12 protein-coding genes are annotated in these 15,658 nt (G+C 50.5%); 9 read left to right on the top strand and 3 right to left on the bottom strand.

From position 1 onward, the window contains the following. Window positions 1-104 precede the first annotated feature (104 nt). From H6F94_RS07825 to H6F94_RS07815, 3 genes are all read left to right on the top strand, one after another. Window positions 105-332, top strand: coding sequence for a DUF2281 domain-containing protein (locus H6F94_RS07825; protein ID WP_190801651.1), 228 nt, complete (start codon window positions 105-107; stop codon window positions 330-332). Next, window positions 333-719, top strand: coding sequence for a type II toxin-antitoxin system VapC family toxin (locus H6F94_RS07820; RefSeq protein WP_190801650.1), 387 nt, complete (start codon window positions 333-335; stop codon window positions 717-719). Between the two features lie 470 nt (window positions 720-1,189). Then, window positions 1,190-1,759 (top strand): Uma2 family endonuclease, encoded by a 570-nt coding sequence (locus tag H6F94_RS07815; RefSeq protein ID WP_190801649.1) that lies wholly within the window; start codon window positions 1,190-1,192, stop codon window positions 1,757-1,759. 173 nt (window positions 1,760-1,932) lie between these two features. On the opposite strand, the gene H6F94_RS07810 is transcribed toward H6F94_RS07815, so the two are convergent. Then, window positions 1,933-2,736 (bottom strand): creatininase family protein, encoded by an 804-nt coding sequence (locus H6F94_RS07810; protein WP_190801648.1) that lies wholly within the window; start codon window positions 2,734-2,736, stop codon window positions 1,933-1,935. 72 nt (window positions 2,737-2,808) lie between these two features. Between H6F94_RS07810 and H6F94_RS07805 the strand changes: the two genes are divergently transcribed. Continuing rightward, window positions 2,809-3,177 carry a hypothetical protein gene (locus tag H6F94_RS07805; RefSeq protein ID WP_190801647.1) on the top strand — a complete coding sequence of 123 codons (369 nt, stop codon included), beginning with the start codon at window positions 2,809-2,811 and terminating at the stop codon, window positions 3,175-3,177. Window positions 3,178-3,198: 21 nt separating this feature from the next. On the opposite strand, the gene H6F94_RS07800 is transcribed toward H6F94_RS07805, so the two are convergent. Next, entirely contained in the window at window positions 3,199-3,930 is a 732-nt protein-coding gene (locus H6F94_RS07800; protein WP_190801646.1) for an AAA family ATPase, read from the bottom strand. A 1,688-nt stretch (window positions 3,931-5,618) separates the two neighbouring features. Between H6F94_RS07800 and H6F94_RS07795 the strand changes: the two genes are divergently transcribed. Further along, the gene (locus H6F94_RS07795; protein ID WP_190801645.1) at window positions 5,619-6,992 is read left to right on the top strand and encodes an HlyD family secretion protein; all 1,374 of its coding nucleotides are present in this window, start codon (window positions 5,619-5,621) and stop codon (window positions 6,990-6,992) included. Between the two features lie 5 nt (window positions 6,993-6,997). After that, the gene (locus H6F94_RS07790; RefSeq protein WP_190801644.1) at window positions 6,998-9,229 is read left to right on the top strand and encodes a glycosyltransferase; all 2,232 of its coding nucleotides are present in this window, start codon (window positions 6,998-7,000) and stop codon (window positions 9,227-9,229) included. Between the two features lie 199 nt (window positions 9,230-9,428). Here the strand turns inward: H6F94_RS07790 and H6F94_RS07785 are convergent, their stop codons facing one another. Continuing rightward, entirely contained in the window at window positions 9,429-9,680 is a 252-nt protein-coding gene (locus tag H6F94_RS07785) for a hypothetical protein (RefSeq protein WP_190801643.1), read from the bottom strand. A gap of 73 nt (window positions 9,681-9,753) precedes the next feature. On the opposite strand from H6F94_RS07785, the gene H6F94_RS07780 reads away from it, so the two are divergent. The 3 genes from H6F94_RS07780 (at window position 9,754) to H6F94_RS07770 (ending at window position 15,584) form a co-directional block, all read left to right on the top strand. Further along, complete coding sequence (locus H6F94_RS07780; RefSeq protein ID WP_190801642.1) at window positions 9,754-11,184, top strand: nucleotide sugar dehydrogenase; 1,431 nt, start codon at window positions 9,754-9,756, stop codon at window positions 11,182-11,184. A 350-nt stretch (window positions 11,185-11,534) separates the two neighbouring features. Then, entirely contained in the window at window positions 11,535-12,290 is a 756-nt protein-coding gene (locus H6F94_RS07775) for a polysaccharide lyase (RefSeq protein WP_190801641.1), read from the top strand. A gap of 9 nt (window positions 12,291-12,299) precedes the next feature. Beyond that, the gene (locus H6F94_RS07770) at window positions 12,300-15,584 is read left to right on the top strand and encodes a right-handed parallel beta-helix repeat-containing protein (RefSeq protein WP_190801640.1); all 3,285 of its coding nucleotides are present in this window, start codon (window positions 12,300-12,302) and stop codon (window positions 15,582-15,584) included. The last annotated feature ends 74 nt before the right edge of the window (window positions 15,585-15,658 follow it).

The raw sequence follows: 15,658 nt of genomic DNA, 5'->3' as shown, positions 1-15,658 counted from the left end.
TGCACACGACACTCTGTACCTAAAGATTGACTCTGCAACAGATTACTAAAGCTCCAATTTTAAGTTCAAGCTATGATAGGGGTGAAGTCCGTACCTTTGCAGATATGGAATTTGAAAGTCTCCGGCAGCAATTTGCAAGCCTACCTCCTAACGCTCAACAAGAAGTAGCTGACTTTATTGCTTTCCTGAAGCAGCGCGACCCATCACCTGAACCTTTAACTCATCAGGATTTGCAACAGGAATCCTTTGTTGGTGTTTGGAAAGATCGAGAAGACTTTCAGGACAGCGGCCAGTGGGTTCGCACACTGCGGCAGCGAGAATGGCTTGATTGAATGACTCGCCTCTTAATAGACACTGATATCTTGATCGATGTTGGGCGTGGAGTTCAGCCTGCAGTTAGCCGTCTTGAATTGGCGTTGCAAACCTCCACCCTAGCAATCAGCGTCATAACCCAAATGGAATTGATCGTTGGGTGCCGCAACCAGCTTGAGCTTCAGAGCTTAGACCGATTCCTTCGACGATTTGAGATATTATCCCTTAACCGGTCAATATCAGAGCGAGCAGTAGAACTCTTGCACATCTACCGTCTTAGCCACGGTCTCTTGATTGCTGACGCATTTATTGCTGCAACTGCTATAGAATTCAAGATGTCTTTGCTCAGTAAGAACCAGCGCGATTATCGATTCATTCAAGAACTTGATCTCCTGCCTTATCCTTAGCCAATATTCAATTTTCCGGCATCCTTCCTAAATGTTCCTAAATGTATTGAGATTAAGCTATTTCACTTCAACTAAAATTGGGACCGTGCCAGAGCAGCTAATATAAGCAACCAGCCTAGCTATAAATTAAATTATGCAGAGAACCTAGAAGGCTCTCTCCCTCTCCATAAGATAAAGGTGTTTGAGGGCTAGAGTTGCTTAGGAGATGAGTTCTCTAAATTGAAATTGCAATCCTACGCGAATCATAAAGCCTTACTTAGGCAATGGCTCCTGCTTACAGGTTTCGAGAACTTCACCATGTAGAGTAGATTGCAAGATGAGTTAGACCTGGCTTTTCTAGCCTTAGCAAATGCTTTGACTACCAACTTATTGAAATTGATCGAAGAACCCGACAGGCAGGCAGCAATATTGACCTATCATCGATTCGCTTGAATCAGTATCATGCGCATCAAGAGGCCAGAGGCGGTCCCATGTCCCTCACCATCGCAGACCTAGAGCAAGTCCAGGCAGAGCATCCCGACTGGCAGATGGAGCTAGTAAACGGCAAGATCATCATCACAGGACCGGCTAACATCCAGTCCAACCAGCTCTGCACAGAATTAGCTAGCCAGCTCCGCAATTGGATCAAACCCCGTAAATTGGGACGGGTCTTTGAGTCTAGTAGTTGCTTTGTCCTACCAGGTACTGATCTGCGAGCCCCAGCAATTTCGCTTGTGATAGAAGAAGGGCTCAGACGATGCCCACCCTCCTGTAGTGACTTGGTTCCAGATTTGGTAGTCGAGGTTCAAGCTCAAGCTAACCAAAACCAGTCTTTACACAAGAAAATGCAGCAATTTTTAGAATTGGGAGTTCAAATTGGGCTTCTGCTCAACCCAGGCAAACGGACCGTGACCGTCTATCGCCCCACAGGGGAGCCAATTGTGTTTGAAGACGGTGACATCTTGACCCTGCCCGACTTGCTACCCGGTTGGGAATTGACTGTTTCTAACCTCTGGCCTACCGATCTTGAACCCGACCTATGGGCTCCCGTCGGTGAGTAAAGGCTATTTAGGCAAGGGGCAAGGGCAAGGTGACATCGCTACCGAAACTGATTGGGTTTATAGAGTTGGTTCGTCTAATTTCCAGGCTCGAACCTAGCTCAGTCAGACATTTATTTCTCTCAATTTCACCGATTAAAAACTCTATCCCAAACAGAGCTTGCAGAATTGAGATCTCAACCCGGTTGTGGCAGCGAAAAAGCACAAATTTCTAACAGGGCTGGTGCCAGTTTCTGAGCCATCAAATCCAGCACCTCCTCGCCTTTAGCAGCAGTGGCAGGGCGTGGATCACCCAGAACTCCGCTCTTAGAGAGATCACTAGTTAGCCAACCGAAGCCTAAACCCCCTTCAATATCCAGCAGATTCAAAGACTTGCGTACGGCAGGCAGTTCCGCGATGTAGGCCTCTACTTGCACCTGCTCCGGTGCGATCGCTAGCAAAATTGAAGTTTCAAAGTCACCGGCATGGATGCCAAAGCGCAGTTCCTCTGGGTCAAATAGATGGGACAGATCTCCCAATAGCCTGAACGGGGTCACTGGAAAGACCAGTAAGTCCGCCAGCTGACGCACATCGCGCGCCACGATATCTAGCACCGCTGGGTTGCCACCATGGCCATTCAGCAATACCAGACGCTTAAAGCCGCTTTGCGCTAGGTTCTCAGCAACCTGGGTCAGCGTTTCGATGAGGGTGGTGGCCTTGAGGGCAATCGTGCCTGCAAAGCCTACATGCTCATTGCTTTTGGTGTAGGCCAAGGTTGGCAACACCCACACTGGGCTCTCTTCGGGTAGCAGACCTAGCGTACGCTCTAGCACTGCCTCTGCCACCAAGCAGTCTGTGTGCAAAGGCAGATGGGGGCCATGCTGCTCTACCGCACCGATCGGTAGAATCACCACACCAGGGTCCTTGGATAGGGCCGCAATCTGAGCACTAGAGCGCCGCGTCAGCGAGTGAAAGTCACACCGGGGAGTAGGCAGAAACATAGACACACGACAGAAGACCGGGGCAAAGGGTCCTCGTTACAATATGAGGCACATGCTACGGAGACTCAAGCTTTGTCAGAGCGCTTTTATCTGAAAAATGTGCGGGAGCAACCCGTTTCTTGTCGTTGTCCATTCTGCCCCGAAGAGATTGAGTTCATCTACACGGGTTTGGGAGAGAGCTTGGAGGCTGGCAAATCTCAGAGCACGGCTCTGCTCGCGACCCTGTTTCAACCCATGAGTGGCTTGGAATCTGCGGTGAAGCGCTTCGTTGCACTGCCCATCGACTCGGGCTTATTTGGCAAAAAGCGATTTGGCACAGCAGGCTTGTGTCCTTGTCAACAGCAAGCCCTCTGTGCCTGTCCTGCCTGCGGCAATGTGCAGACTCCCGCTTCAAAGTTGATCCAAACTTGCCGCACCTGCGGTGTTGAGTTTGCCTTCTAGGAGCGCCTTCTAGCCATTCTTCTAGCCACTGTAGCGATCGTGGTCGATGATGTCTCTGCTCCGAGCATCTAGGCGAGGGGGTAACACCTCGGTGCGACGACGAGGCGGCAGAGAGGTGGGGGCGGGGGGGGTGTTGATAGAGTGAATCACCTGCATCGTACGGGCTGGACGCGGCTGTTGCTGTGTGAGTGAAGAGAACACCCCCGCCAGCACAACACCACCGGTTACCGTTAGTGCCATACCGCCCAGCGCCCAGAGAACGCCTGGAATGACTGGGTTATTGGACTGCTCAGCTGTCGCTGTTGCTGGGAGAGACAGCGTTTGTTGTTGGGGTCTGACCTGCCCCGCTAAGGCTTCCGCTCTGGCCTGCGAGGTCAGAGTGTCAAGGGCCAACTGTTGATCGCGAATCTGGAGCTTAAGACGGTCAGTCTCGGTTCGCTGCTGGTCCAGTAGATCCTTTAATCGCTCAGTTTCCGTTTGCTGGCGCTGCAGCACACGCTCGATATCGGTTTGCTGCTGTTCCAATTGATTTTTGACTTGGCGCTCCAGATTGTCTCCCAATGCTGAGAGATCCTGAGAGCCTGCTGTCTGCGTCAGTAAGGACGTTGTGAGCGAGGGCTGTTCAACGGGAGCTTGCAGGGCACGGGCAACCGGAAGTGTTGCCTCGCCAAGACTCACTCCACCCTTGAGAAAGACAAGCGCTGCAATCCCTGCGAAGGCAGTTCCTGCTAGAAACGCCATGCTATCGCTCATCGCCTCACCTTTGAACCACGACTTGTTGCAACTGGTGCACTCGAACACCCATTACTGTAACCCCACTTACCTCAGGTATCATCCCCATTGGCCAAATGGGGGCGGAGCAGTATTTAGCTACCCCTAGCTTGCTTTTACATTCAAAACCACATTGGTGAGGTTGTCTACCAGCAAATCCAGAGATCTTTTGGCAGAGATCTCTTCAACGACTCCTCGCGTAGAAGCTGACCTCGCCTTGCCTTTACGGGTTTTACACATTTCTATATATAGATCTCGTCTTCGCTTTTAACCCACATCTTCAGCCTGGCTAGTCCTGACGGCTCTTCAGCGGTTGGTGGTGCCTTAAGTTGAACGCTGGTCAGGTTAAAACTCTGATGTGTTTCAGCTCAAGGTTTCGTTGCTGGCCGAGCGCTGGCTAAATTCAAGAATCTCTGACATTGCGTAGCCTAGGAAGCACAACCAGGCCAAAGAACATATCTCTTGCCTGGGGGGTGAAACCCCCCAGGCACCCCTGTGGATTGTGAGGTACTAATGCGCAGGGGTAGTGATGGTTTTTGAGCAGCTCTGCGTTGGTAGAACCCAACCCCCTGGTCTAAGCCCTCCAGGTCGCCCTGTTTTTTAGAGCATTTGCACATAGCAGCTAGGGGAACAATCTCGGCGTTCAACCCCTTTAGCAAATCAACTCTTCACAGATGGTTGAAAAGGCTTACTCTATCTTTATAATATAGATGTATAAGGTGACAGTTATCACCTGACTTAAATATTAGAGGCAACTTAATAATCCACAATATAGCGGTTTATACTATCTTTATAAATAAGCTCTTATTTATGAACCTACGATAAAGTTAAGCCTCCTATTTAATCTTGCTAGGCCCAATATTCATAGACTTACTGCGTAGTTCACTCGAATCTACCTACGGACGGATGAGGCTTACTAAGGCAAACTCTTAAGCTCTGGCAGGCTAGCTTAATACCTCACGGAGTAAGCTAAGCAAGCAGAAGAAGTTCCGTTTTTCAGCGTACGGAATGCAAGCCAATGTAGGAAAGCTGTCCCCCAGCTTTTACAAAGGCAATCATCTCAGCGTTGGCCAGCTAGTTTTAGCTGCAAGAGCAAGTTTGAAAAATGAAGACCTTGGTGAGAGCATGCAGAACGTGAGTCCGGGTGCGAGCGAGGTTGAACCTCCTGCTAGATTTGCCGAACTTGGTGCATCGCAAATGACCATCTTTGACGGAAGTATTCTCCGGTACAATAGCAGAGCAGGATAGACGGTACTCTCGGAAGAATTAGGTACTGTCTTTTCTTCCCTCCATTACGCAATGGTTGCGCGAGCAAGCTCTCTACAAGTTTCAAAGCAGTTCCGCAGTCTTATCGCTGGCAGCCGTAATAGCTCAGTCGATTGGGCTGGAGATTTTCAAGGGCTGACTAATTGCTGCTAAGTACGGGCAGTCCAATTAGTTCGCAGCGAGAAAAGCGGAGATTAACTGAGATAGTGATTCGGGTGTGTTGCTGCGGTTCGCATAGGCTTAGCTTATTTAAGCAATTCTGATGGCTGATGGAACCCCAGCCTTAGCTATCAACGGAGCGCTTACATTGCTGCGTTCAAAAGCTTAGAAGCCTCTGCGTGATCACTTTGCGTGATCAAGATTTGAATTTGGACCTCTAGATTGACATTGGAAAAGTCCGACTCATGTTAGAAACACCTGATGCCAAGAAGCTAGTTGCACGGTCTCCTAACGGAACGCTGGTTGCACTACCTCCTGACCCCCAGCACAAGCGGAAAAAGCGACGTTGGGAACGGCTAGTCTTCGGAGCCCTGTTTCTCTCGATAGGTGCAGCCGCAACTGCTGTTGGTATTGCCGCCATAGGCTATCGCCTCACCCACATTGTGGTAGATAACGGCCTAGTGAATGGACGCATTATGCGGATGCGCGCGCCTATCGATGGGGCAGTCAGCGCTTTCTATGCTCAGCCTGGTGTTGCTGTTAATCCTGGGCAAGTATTAGCTCGGCTCAGCCGCAGTCCAGAAGAGCAGCAGAGCCGCTTGCGCTTGGAAGGTGAGGTAGAACTCAAAGAGGCTAACTTAGCCTCTTCCCGTAAGTCTTTGGCTGTTCTTAAAAGCCAGCTTGAGGATTTGAATGATCGAATCAAGATCTTAAGTGGTCAGCGACCGACCAGCGGCCCCATCGATACGAGTGTTGTTCAGCGACAACTGGCTAAGAGCCAAGCTCAGTTAGACTCAGCTCGGGCTCGGGCATCCGTTGCCCGTTCCAAATACAACCGCTATGCCCAACTAGTACAGGAAGGGGCTGTTTCTAAAAGCCTAGCTGAGCAATTCCGCGGCGAGTGGGAATCCCGTCAGGCGGAAGTTAGAGAAGCAGAATCAGGATTACAAGTGTCACAAGCGGCGCTAGAGGCAGCAAGACTGGGCAAACCGGTCACTAGCTTGCCAAACGTCGATTCAGGCTTGCTCTCGCAGCGCTCTAGCTTGCTCTCAGGCATCCAATCGCAGGAAGGCTACATCAGCACTTTAGAGGTTGAGTTGCGCAACGCCCGAGCCCGGCTAAAAGAGGACCGGTCGCTTTACAGTAACCGTCAGGATTTGGAAGTGAAAGCGCCATTTGCAGGCGTTGTCTACAGTACTAAGCGCGAAGAGGGTGAGCAGGTTCGCTCCTCGGAATCTCTGCTCACGCTTCTGGACTGCAACAACATTTGGGTCGAATCGCTAGTCAATCTGGATCAGTTTAACCAAATCGATGCTTCTAGGCCGGTTAGGGTTCAGTTAGCAGGTAACCCCGAAAAGTACGACGGCAAAATTGAGCTGATGCAGCCGGTCAACAGCGTTCAAGAGACAGAAGGGCAATCGAATCTTTTGCAAGTACAAGCGCTGGTTCCGTCCGTGCCGTCAGAATTGGCAGGCCAGTCCTTGATGCGGGTGATTGTTAGAATCCCACCGCCACCACAGCACGCAAAAGCTCAACAGTTTTGCGGTCTAGGCAGCAATGCCTCAGTAACCTTTCCAATTAAATTCGCGCAAATGCCCAAATTCGTTGCTGGTAGGTGATGGCGATGTCTACATCAATATCAGTTGAGCAAAAAAGTACAAGGACATTCGATGATCCTTATGTCAATTTAATTGGCATTCTGCTTATTTCTCTATTAGGCTTTTTGGGGTTGGTTCTATTGCGCAACCCCGGCCAGGTCACGCTGCTGGGCGGGGCAGGACTGGTTAGCATGGGGGCAGTGGGAGCTTGGCGATGGGCTTGGTTGGGCCTTCACTCTTTGCGCGCTCGTCTTTACTCCCAACTGATCTTTCCCCGTTGGCGTCGGCGGGCAAATGCTGTTCCCCTTGAAGCCTTACCGCATACCTGTTTCTTAGTTCCTACCTTCCGCGAAAAGCGTTGGGTGAATGAGCGGGTCTTCCGGGCAATTTTGCGAGAAGCCAAAGCTATTGAACAGCAGGTCACGGTTTTGGTGGTCAGCGGTGCGGCAGATGAAAACGACTCGATTGCCGAAGTCATTGAGGCAGAGGACATTCGTGCCGACTTCCAACGCTGGGTCCGATTTGTCTCAATTGTGCAAACGGGCAGAGGCAAGCGCAATGCTATGGCCGAGGGTATTCGAGCCTTAGCGACACTCGATTTGCCTCCTGACACTGTAGTTGCGCTGATGGACGGTGACTCTGAATTGGCGCCTGGCACGCTGCAGCAGAGCCTGCCATTCTTCCGACTGTTTCCCAAAATGGGAGCCTTAACCACAGACGAGATCCCGGTCGTTGCTGGCTCTCATGCATTTTCTGAATGGTTTCACTTGCGATTTAGCCAGCGACATCTTCAGATGTGCTCAATGGGTCTGTCTCGCAAAATCATGTGCTTGACTGGGCGCTTCTCTCTGTTCAGAGCTGATATCACGCTCAACCCTTCTTTCGTGCAGCAGATTGAAAATGACATGCTGGACGACTGGCTTTGGGGAGAGTTTAAATTCCTATCGGGAGACGACAAGAGCACTTGGTTCTGGGTGCTTAAAAATGGCTACGACATGATGTACATCCCGGATGTCATTGTGTACTCCCTGGAAAATATTTCCGGCTCAGTCATCAAACGGTCTTATGAGAACATGCGGCGCTGGTTCGGCAATATGCTGCGCAATAGTGGCCGAGCCCTAGCACTAGGACCCGTTCGAACCGGCTGGTTCATGTGGTTCTGCTTACTCGATCAGCGGCTCAGCATGTGGACCTCTTTGATTACCCCAGGTCTCATTATCCTTTGCCTGATTCAACTGAAGTTGCTGGCTCTGAGTCTGTTGCTCTCCTGGGTATGTTTCAGCCGCCCGATCATCTTGCTGCTCATTTTCTGGGGGCGCCCGTCTCACCTCAAGCTAGTTCACTTTCCGATTCTGCTGGCGTCACAGTGGGGTTCTGCGATTATTAAAGTCTGGACGCAATTCAACTTGGCGCAGCAGCGTTGGGCGAATCGCGGTGGACAAACTATGGGCTCAGAGGGTGAATCTTGGAAGCGTCGCGTTCAATTGGGAACCTCCAAGTTTTTATATGCCAGTAGCCTGTTCAGCTTCGTGATTTGTTTGTGCTGGTTGGGTGGAGGCTTAGATCCAGTCGGTGACTTATTAGAACTGCAACAGGGTCAAAAAGCGGCTGCTCAAGCGATGTCTGCACAAATCGTACGAGCAGTGGATTACGGTGTTGTTCCCAGCGATGGCAAGGACGACTCAGCGGCGCTCAGCAAGCTGCTGAACGGGTTGCCTGCGGAGGGCTTAGCTGAGGTAGTTTTGCCTGCGGGTGAATTAGACCTATTCCAGCCAGTTCAAATCCAACGCAGCCACACGACTATTGAAGGGCAAGGGGTTGATCGTACGGTTTTACGAGCCCACTTTAACCACAATATTGGTGACGCTGTGCTCACAATCAAGCAAACTGGCCAGCACCCTATTCAATCAAATTCATCTGACTCGAAAAACTCAAAGAAAAACGACCCGGGGCTGCAAGATATCAAGCTGCAAGGCTTTAGCTTGAGGCAGGAAATTCCTAGCTCGTCAGTTGCTTCCGAGTACAAGGTAGATGGTATTGTCATTGAACAGGTTGCTCAAGCAACTTTGGAGAACTTACACCTAGAAAAGAGCGGCTTTAACCCTCTACGGCTCTATCAAACCCAAGGCGCCAAAATCCAATACGTAACTGTTGATGGTAGTTGGAATAATGGTAGGATTATCATGACTGAAGCAGACGACACAAAGACGGATGCGTTGGTAGTTCAAGGCCAGCCTGAAGTCTCTCAGCTACAGTAGTACAGGTAGCTGCCCTCTGCGTAAGTTTCTGCATAAGTTAGGTCTCCACAATTTCGCAGAGTCATCTTCTTTGACCCTCTTGTTGTGTACGGCGGTTAGTCAACTAGCACTGACGAAGAAGCTGGTCACAAAGCTGATCGCAGAGATCAATCAGAAGTTAGTTGGTAAATTAGTTCATCACGCAACTGCAACAGTGAAACTAATCGCTGATAATTGGGTAGGCTAAACAAGATTGCAGAACTGTTTGCCTCTCAGAAGAGATAACAGGCAGGCCAATAACTTGAACCGCTAATCTGAACGCCAAAGTGTTCAAACCTGCCACAGATTTTAAGCTTGCGAATTTCAGGTTGAACTTTTGCTCTGAAACTTCGTTGATCACATCCTTAGGTTTTGCCAAGGTAGACTCGTTTGTTGCGATGGGAACACTTTTAGCCCACTCGATTTCAAACATAAATGAGCCTTCACTCAGCAACACCTTCGTGTACAGCGGGCATACAACCACGATTCATTTGTAGGAGGCTAGTGTGAGAGTCATAGTATGGGGATTAGGCTACGTTGGCACCGTTGTGGCTGCTTGCCTTGCTCAATTAGGTCATGAGGTTATTGGTGCTGAGCTGAACGCTGAGAAAGTGAAGGCCTTCAACAGCGGACGCAGCCCGATTAAAGAACCTGACCTAGACGAACTCATTCAGGAAGGGATTGCCTCAGGACGCTTGAAGGCAGTCACCGATGCCGAGCAATATGTCTCCTGGGCTGATGCTTCTCTAATTTGTGTTGGTACCCCCAGCGCTCCCGATGGCAGTGCCATGCTGGGCTATATCGAAGGCGTTGCAGGGGTCATCGGTCGCGGCCTCAAATCGAGCGAACGCTATCACGTGGTAGTGCTGCGCAGCACCGTTTTCCCTGGCGTTGCCCGCAACGTGTTGTTGCCCTTGCTAGAGCAGCATTCTGAGCGGACTGCTGGTCAGGACTTCGGCATTGTCGTCAACCCCGAGTTCCTGCGTGAAACCGATGCAATCAAAGACTTCTACGCGCCCCCTTACACGGTGCTCGGTGAGCTTGACACCCGTTCAGGCGATCTAGTCGAAGGGCTGTATGAAGGAGTTGAAGCACCGCTCTATCGGATTCCTCTAGAAGAGGCCGAACTGGTCAAGGTGGTTAACAATACCTTCCATGCCCTCAAGGTTGGCTTTGCCAATGAAATTGGCCGTATCTGCGACCGCCTAGGTCTAGACAGCCACTCGATCATGAAGCTGGTCTGTGCCGATACCAAGCTCAACATCTCGCCAGTTTATCTCAAGCCTGGCTTCGCCTTCGGAGGTTCCTGCCTGCCCAAGGATCTGCGTTCGCTGACCTTCAATGCTCGTCGCCTTGGCGTCGATGTGCCCATCCTGGATGGCATTCTGCCTAGCAACCAGTTGCAGATCGAGGCGGCTCGCTACAAAGTTCACGAGTGCAGTGCTCGGCGCGTGGCTGTGCTCGGTCTAAGCTTCAAGGCTGGTACCGACGATCTGCGCGAAAGCCCAGTGATCGGCCTGATCCGAGAGCTGTGGCAGGACGGCGTAGAATTGCTGGTTTACGACCCCGATGTCCAGCTTGATGAAACGCTGGGTAGCAACCGCGAGTATCTAGAGCGTCAGTTGCCTCAAATCAAGTACATCCTGCGCTCTGACATTGCTGAGGTCCTGCAAGATTGCCAGGCAGTTGTCGTCAGCCAGAAGCGCCCTGAGTTCACTAGCGAACTTCAGAACCTGAAGGAAGACGTGACTGTTATTGACCTAGTACGTCTGAGCGATGGGCCAACCCTACCAGGTGTTGCCAAGTATCGCGGTCTCTCTTGGAATGGCAAGGCTACTGCTAGCACGCCGAAGCCGAGTGCAGACGCATTACTTGAAACAGCGCCAGAGGCTAAAGTGCCAAGCCCCAGCGGCACCGCGCAATTAGCTAGCCGCTAAGCTTAACCCTTGAGAACGTGCGCAGCCTAGTAAGCCAGTGGGTTCACCTCAGGCTCAGGCTGCGCGGTCTCTCATTGGCCAAGCTTATTGGCCAAGCTTGTGCTCTTGGATCTAGCCTGAATCTAATAAGAACAGGCTCGACAGATTTACACTCAAAGCTTCATGATGAGTTTGCGCTGAGTTCAATTCCCCCATTGGGACTGTCTATGAATCAGCATCCTCTTTCTGCTAGGAATCTTATTCATTCACTGCTCATCGTTGCCTCTATCTTTCTGCTGAGCAAACTATTACCGCTGTCATCTCTGCTCTCTGCTTTTAAAACTTGGAATTCAAAAGTTTCCACGTCTGTATTGCCAACTGCTCAAGCCTCAACTCCAACCCTCCGAGCTACTGTTTGGTCTGATCAATTTGAAAGTTCCGATTGGCTCAATCGTTGGCGGGTCAGACGCGGGGGAAGCTGGGGTCTAGACAACACCGAGGTCATGGCTGACCCCAGTGGCCGGTTTGAGAAGATCCTCAGAGTGCGTTATCCGGCCGGTTCAGCTAGCCCTACGGTTGCACGGCAGACTGGTGCCCCTGTTGGTGGCGCTCAATTTTTTGGTGGTCTAGGCCTTGCACCCAGCAATCGTTTGCGTTTGCAATACTACGTCAAATTCTCTAAAGATTTTGATTTTGTCAAAGGGGGCAAACTGCCGGGGCTGTTTGGGGGAACGGTCAATGATGGCCGTCGCATTCCGGATGGAACCAATGGCTTTTCGACTCGCTACATGTGGCGCAGAAATGGAGCGGGTGAAGTCTACGCTTATCTGCCAACCAGTAGTGAGAATGGCACTTCGTTGGGTCGAGGCAACTGGCGATTTAAACCAGGAGTTTGGCAACGCTTAGAGCAGGAGGTGACATTAAATACTCCTGGCAAAAGCGATGGCCGAATTCAGGTCTGGGTAGATGGAAATTTGGTCCTGAGTGCCAACAACCTGACCTTCCGCACGACCGAAAACTTGAGAATCGAAGGTATCTTATTCTCGACTTTCTTCGGTGGTGGTGATCCCTCCTGGGCCACACCAGAAGATGTGTACGTTGATTTTGCTGATTTCGCTGTCAATTAAAGGTTAGCTATGTCCAGCCAATTACTAGACGGGAACACCTACACGGCTCAATCCGGTTTGACTAGTACTCAAGGGACAAGACCACTCTCTACGTCTTTGAGTTCGAGTCCGTCAGGAGAATTAGCGGCTTCGTCTCTAGTCAGTCCCACCAGCAGCCGAGCCAGTAGTTCCAGTCTAGGCACAGCCAGACTAACCAGCACTAGCCCAACAAGTGGTGACCTGGCAGGCAATACACTCGCGACGGCTTATGATGCTGGCCTCCTAAGCAACAGCCTTAGCTTCACAGATGTCGTTAATAATAATGACCCGGTTGATTACATCCGGTTCAGCGTCAATGTTTCTGGCGGTGTCAGCACTTTTTTAAATGGCTTGAGTGCTGGCAACACCATTGATTTGCTGGACAGTTCTGGCAACCTTTTGCAAACTGCAACCAATAGTGGTACTACCTGGACTCAAGGCAACAGCGGTACTACTGGTGGCTCACTCAGCCGCAGTTTGGCGATAGGGACCTACTATCTTCGCGTGTCTCCCACCGCGCTTACAGGCAATCCGCTCTATGCCAATACCAGCTCTTACACGCTCAATTTAGTTTCCCATGAAGCCCCTGGTACGGTAACCGTTGCGGCTAGTAATACGGTTAATGTTGGCAGTGCGGATTACACCGCTACTGGCGTTAATGACCAAGATATTATCAACCAGGCCATTGCCAGTGTTGGGAGTCAGGGTGGCGGCACCGTCCTATTGTTGGGAGGAACCTACAACATCTCTAATAATGTTGTCATTACTTACAACAACATTACGCTGTCTGGTGTTGGTTGGAACACAATTCTCCGGCTGGCTCCCAACACCTTACTGGACGATGCTGGTTTATTAAGGTCTTCTTATAGTAGTTCAGCAGCCAATGCCGCAACGCCGTTCTTCTCGGGTCAGCATTTCAAGCATATGGCCTTGGATGGGAACCGGGCCAATGGCACTTCGTTTATCAATAGTTATGCCAACTATGGCACCTACGTTGATAGCAGCTTCGAGAATATGCGGGTGCATGATTTCCCGCATTACGGCTTCGACCCCCACGAGAATAGCGATGCCGGAGCACCGACTCTCAGGCTCACGATTAAGGATTCTTTGGCCGATCACAATACTGTGGATGGCCTGACCACTGACAATTGTATTGATTCGCTGTTCACCAACAATGTCCTTGACTCTAATGGCAGACACGGCATCAATGTTGTGACAGCCTCTAGAGGCAATACGTTCTCTAATAATGTATCGACCAACAACGGCGGCAACGGCATCACGGTGCAGTCCGGTTCAGATCTCTCCAGAACCTCGGACAGAAATAAACTATTCAATAACACGGTCAGCTCCAATGGCCTGAGCGGCATCTACGTTTATTTCGCCCAAAGCACTGAGATTCGGGGGAACACTATAACTGGCAATGGTCGGCATGGCGTGCAGCTGAGATCAGCGACTTATAGTGTTGTTGCTAATAATACCATCAACGATAATTCCCAGCTTGCTGATAACAAATACATGGGAATTTATCTGGACAATAACACGATCAGTTATTCGACTAATAACCTGGTTCGAGATAACACGATAAGCTCTACTGCGACCAACAAGATACGCTATGGCATAGCTGAGCGTAGTGCGCTAGATGATTACAATGTTTTAGGTGGCAATAGGGTTCAAGGTGCCGTGAAAGGCGCCACCGATCTCAAAGGTCTGAACTCTAAGATTCTGCCGGAGGCTCAAACGCCTAGGTCCTCTTTTGTAGCGACAGCCGCCCAACCCAATGCAGTTGACGCGGGTAACAATCTACAAACTGCGCTCAATCTAGGTTTCCTAACCGGTAGACGCACCCTGATTGATACGGTCAACGGCAACGATCCGATTGATTACTATCGTTTTCGCTTGGGTCGCGGTGCTGCACTCAGTACTTTTCTCAATGGTCTCAGTTCGCCCCACCTAGATTTCCAAATTCTCAGCGGTACGGGGGCTATTTTGAGGCGGTCAGCGGGTGGCTTATCAGAGGGCAAACCGATTGATTCGATTCGAGGCAACTTAGGCCCAGGTACCTACTATCTGCGGGTTTCCAGGTCATCGCCCACAAGTCCTGGCTCAAAATATAGCCTGACCCTCAATCCGATTAGCTGGACCGGTGCCCGTACGCTTGCAGTTGCCGCTAGCAACAGTGTCAATGCTGGAGATGCTCAGTACTTCTGCGATGGCACTGATGATCAACTGGTCATTAATAAGGCAATTGCTGATGTGGCAGCGCAGGGCGGCGGCACAGTTCTATTGCTAGGAGGCACTTACAACGTCTCTAATAACGTGCTCATTGATGGTAGCAATGTCACTCTCTCCGGTGAGGGTTGGTCGAGTATCCTCAGGCTCACTGACAACACGGTGATGAGCGAGTCTGGCCTCGTGCGTGCCTTTGATGTTTCTGGGGTACGGGTTGCTGGTTTGACCATTGATGGCAATCGCCTTAACCAGACAAATTTAAGAGAAAACAAAGGCTTATACGGCACCTTCACTGACAGTGTTCTAGAAGATTTGTATGCCCGCAATTGTGGGGATTATGGCCTCGATCCGCACGAAAACACGCTTACTCGAGCAGCAACAGTTAGACTGACCATTCAATTCTGCCGGGCGGAAAACAACGAAGGCGATGGCATCACGGTTGACAAGCTCAGACAATCAACGATTCGAGACAATCTGGCGATCAACAATGGTCGGCATGGCTTCAATGTGGTGACTGAGTCCTTCAACACTACGTTGATCAACAACACGTCCGTGAACAATGGCTCCAATGGCATTACCGTTCAAACTGGCTCCAAATCAATTCGAATTATCAACAACACGGTTCGGGGCAACAGAGGCAATGGCATTTACCTCTACGGCTCTGGCTATGCAGATTTAGCCAGTCCTCCTCTCGGCTTCGGCGGCAATTTTGTTGAGCGTAATTTCATTGCTGGAAACGGCAGAAATGGCATTCAGGTTCGAGCCTCGTCCTACAACCGGATTGTTGGCAATACCATCCTCAATAACTCTCTGATCTCGACTGATAGATACAACGGTATCTACCTGGATGACGACAACAAAACTTTCTCAACTCGCAATATTGTTCGCAACAACGGTGTTCGCTCTACTGGGGCTAAGAAGCACCGGTTCGGCATTGCTGAGTCAGAGTTCAAAGTCAACTTCAACACTTTTCAGGGAAACGTTGTTCAAAATGCTGTCAGAAGCAATCTCCGCTTGAGAGGACGTCAATCTCGGGTTCTACCCTAGGAGATAGTCAACGTTTAATTCGGATGCACTCAGGGGCTCAAATACCTATCAGCAAAGGCTGTTAAGAAAGGCGC

The sequence above is a fragment of the Leptolyngbya sp. FACHB-261 genome, from assembly GCF_014696065.1.
In the GTDB taxonomy this organism is placed as follows: domain Bacteria; phylum Cyanobacteriota; class Cyanobacteriia; order FACHB-261; family FACHB-261; genus FACHB-261.
The sequence above is the reverse complement of the archived record's forward strand: the minus strand, read 5'-3'. Positions and strand labels throughout refer to the sequence as shown.

What these genes read in the sequence shown, in the direction of transcription:
- H6F94_RS07825 (WP_190801651.1), top strand. Translation starts at nt 105, where the DNA reads ATGGAATTTGAAAGTCTCCGGCAGCAATTTGCAAGCCTACCTCCTAAC.
- H6F94_RS07820 (WP_190801650.1), top strand. Translation starts at nt 333, where the DNA reads ATGACTCGCCTCTTAATAGACACTGATATCTTGATCGATGTTGGGCGT.
- H6F94_RS07815 (WP_190801649.1), top strand. Translation starts at nt 1,190, where the DNA reads ATGTCCCTCACCATCGCAGACCTAGAGCAAGTCCAGGCAGAGCATCCC.
- H6F94_RS07810 (WP_190801648.1), bottom strand. Translation starts at nt 2,736, where the DNA reads ATGTTTCTGCCTACTCCCCGGTGTGACTTTCACTCGCTGACGCGGCGC.
- H6F94_RS07800 (WP_190801646.1), bottom strand. Translation starts at nt 3,930, where the DNA reads ATGAGCGATAGCATGGCGTTTCTAGCAGGAACTGCCTTCGCAGGGATT.
- H6F94_RS07795 (WP_190801645.1), top strand. Translation starts at nt 5,619, where the DNA reads ATGTTAGAAACACCTGATGCCAAGAAGCTAGTTGCACGGTCTCCTAAC.
- H6F94_RS07790 (WP_190801644.1), top strand. Translation starts at nt 6,998, where the DNA reads ATGTCTACATCAATATCAGTTGAGCAAAAAAGTACAAGGACATTCGAT.
- H6F94_RS07785 (WP_190801643.1), bottom strand. Translation starts at nt 9,680, where the DNA reads ATGTTTGAAATCGAGTGGGCTAAAAGTGTTCCCATCGCAACAAACGAG.
- H6F94_RS07770 (WP_190801640.1), top strand. Translation starts at nt 12,300, where the DNA reads ATGTCCAGCCAATTACTAGACGGGAACACCTACACGGCTCAATCCGGT.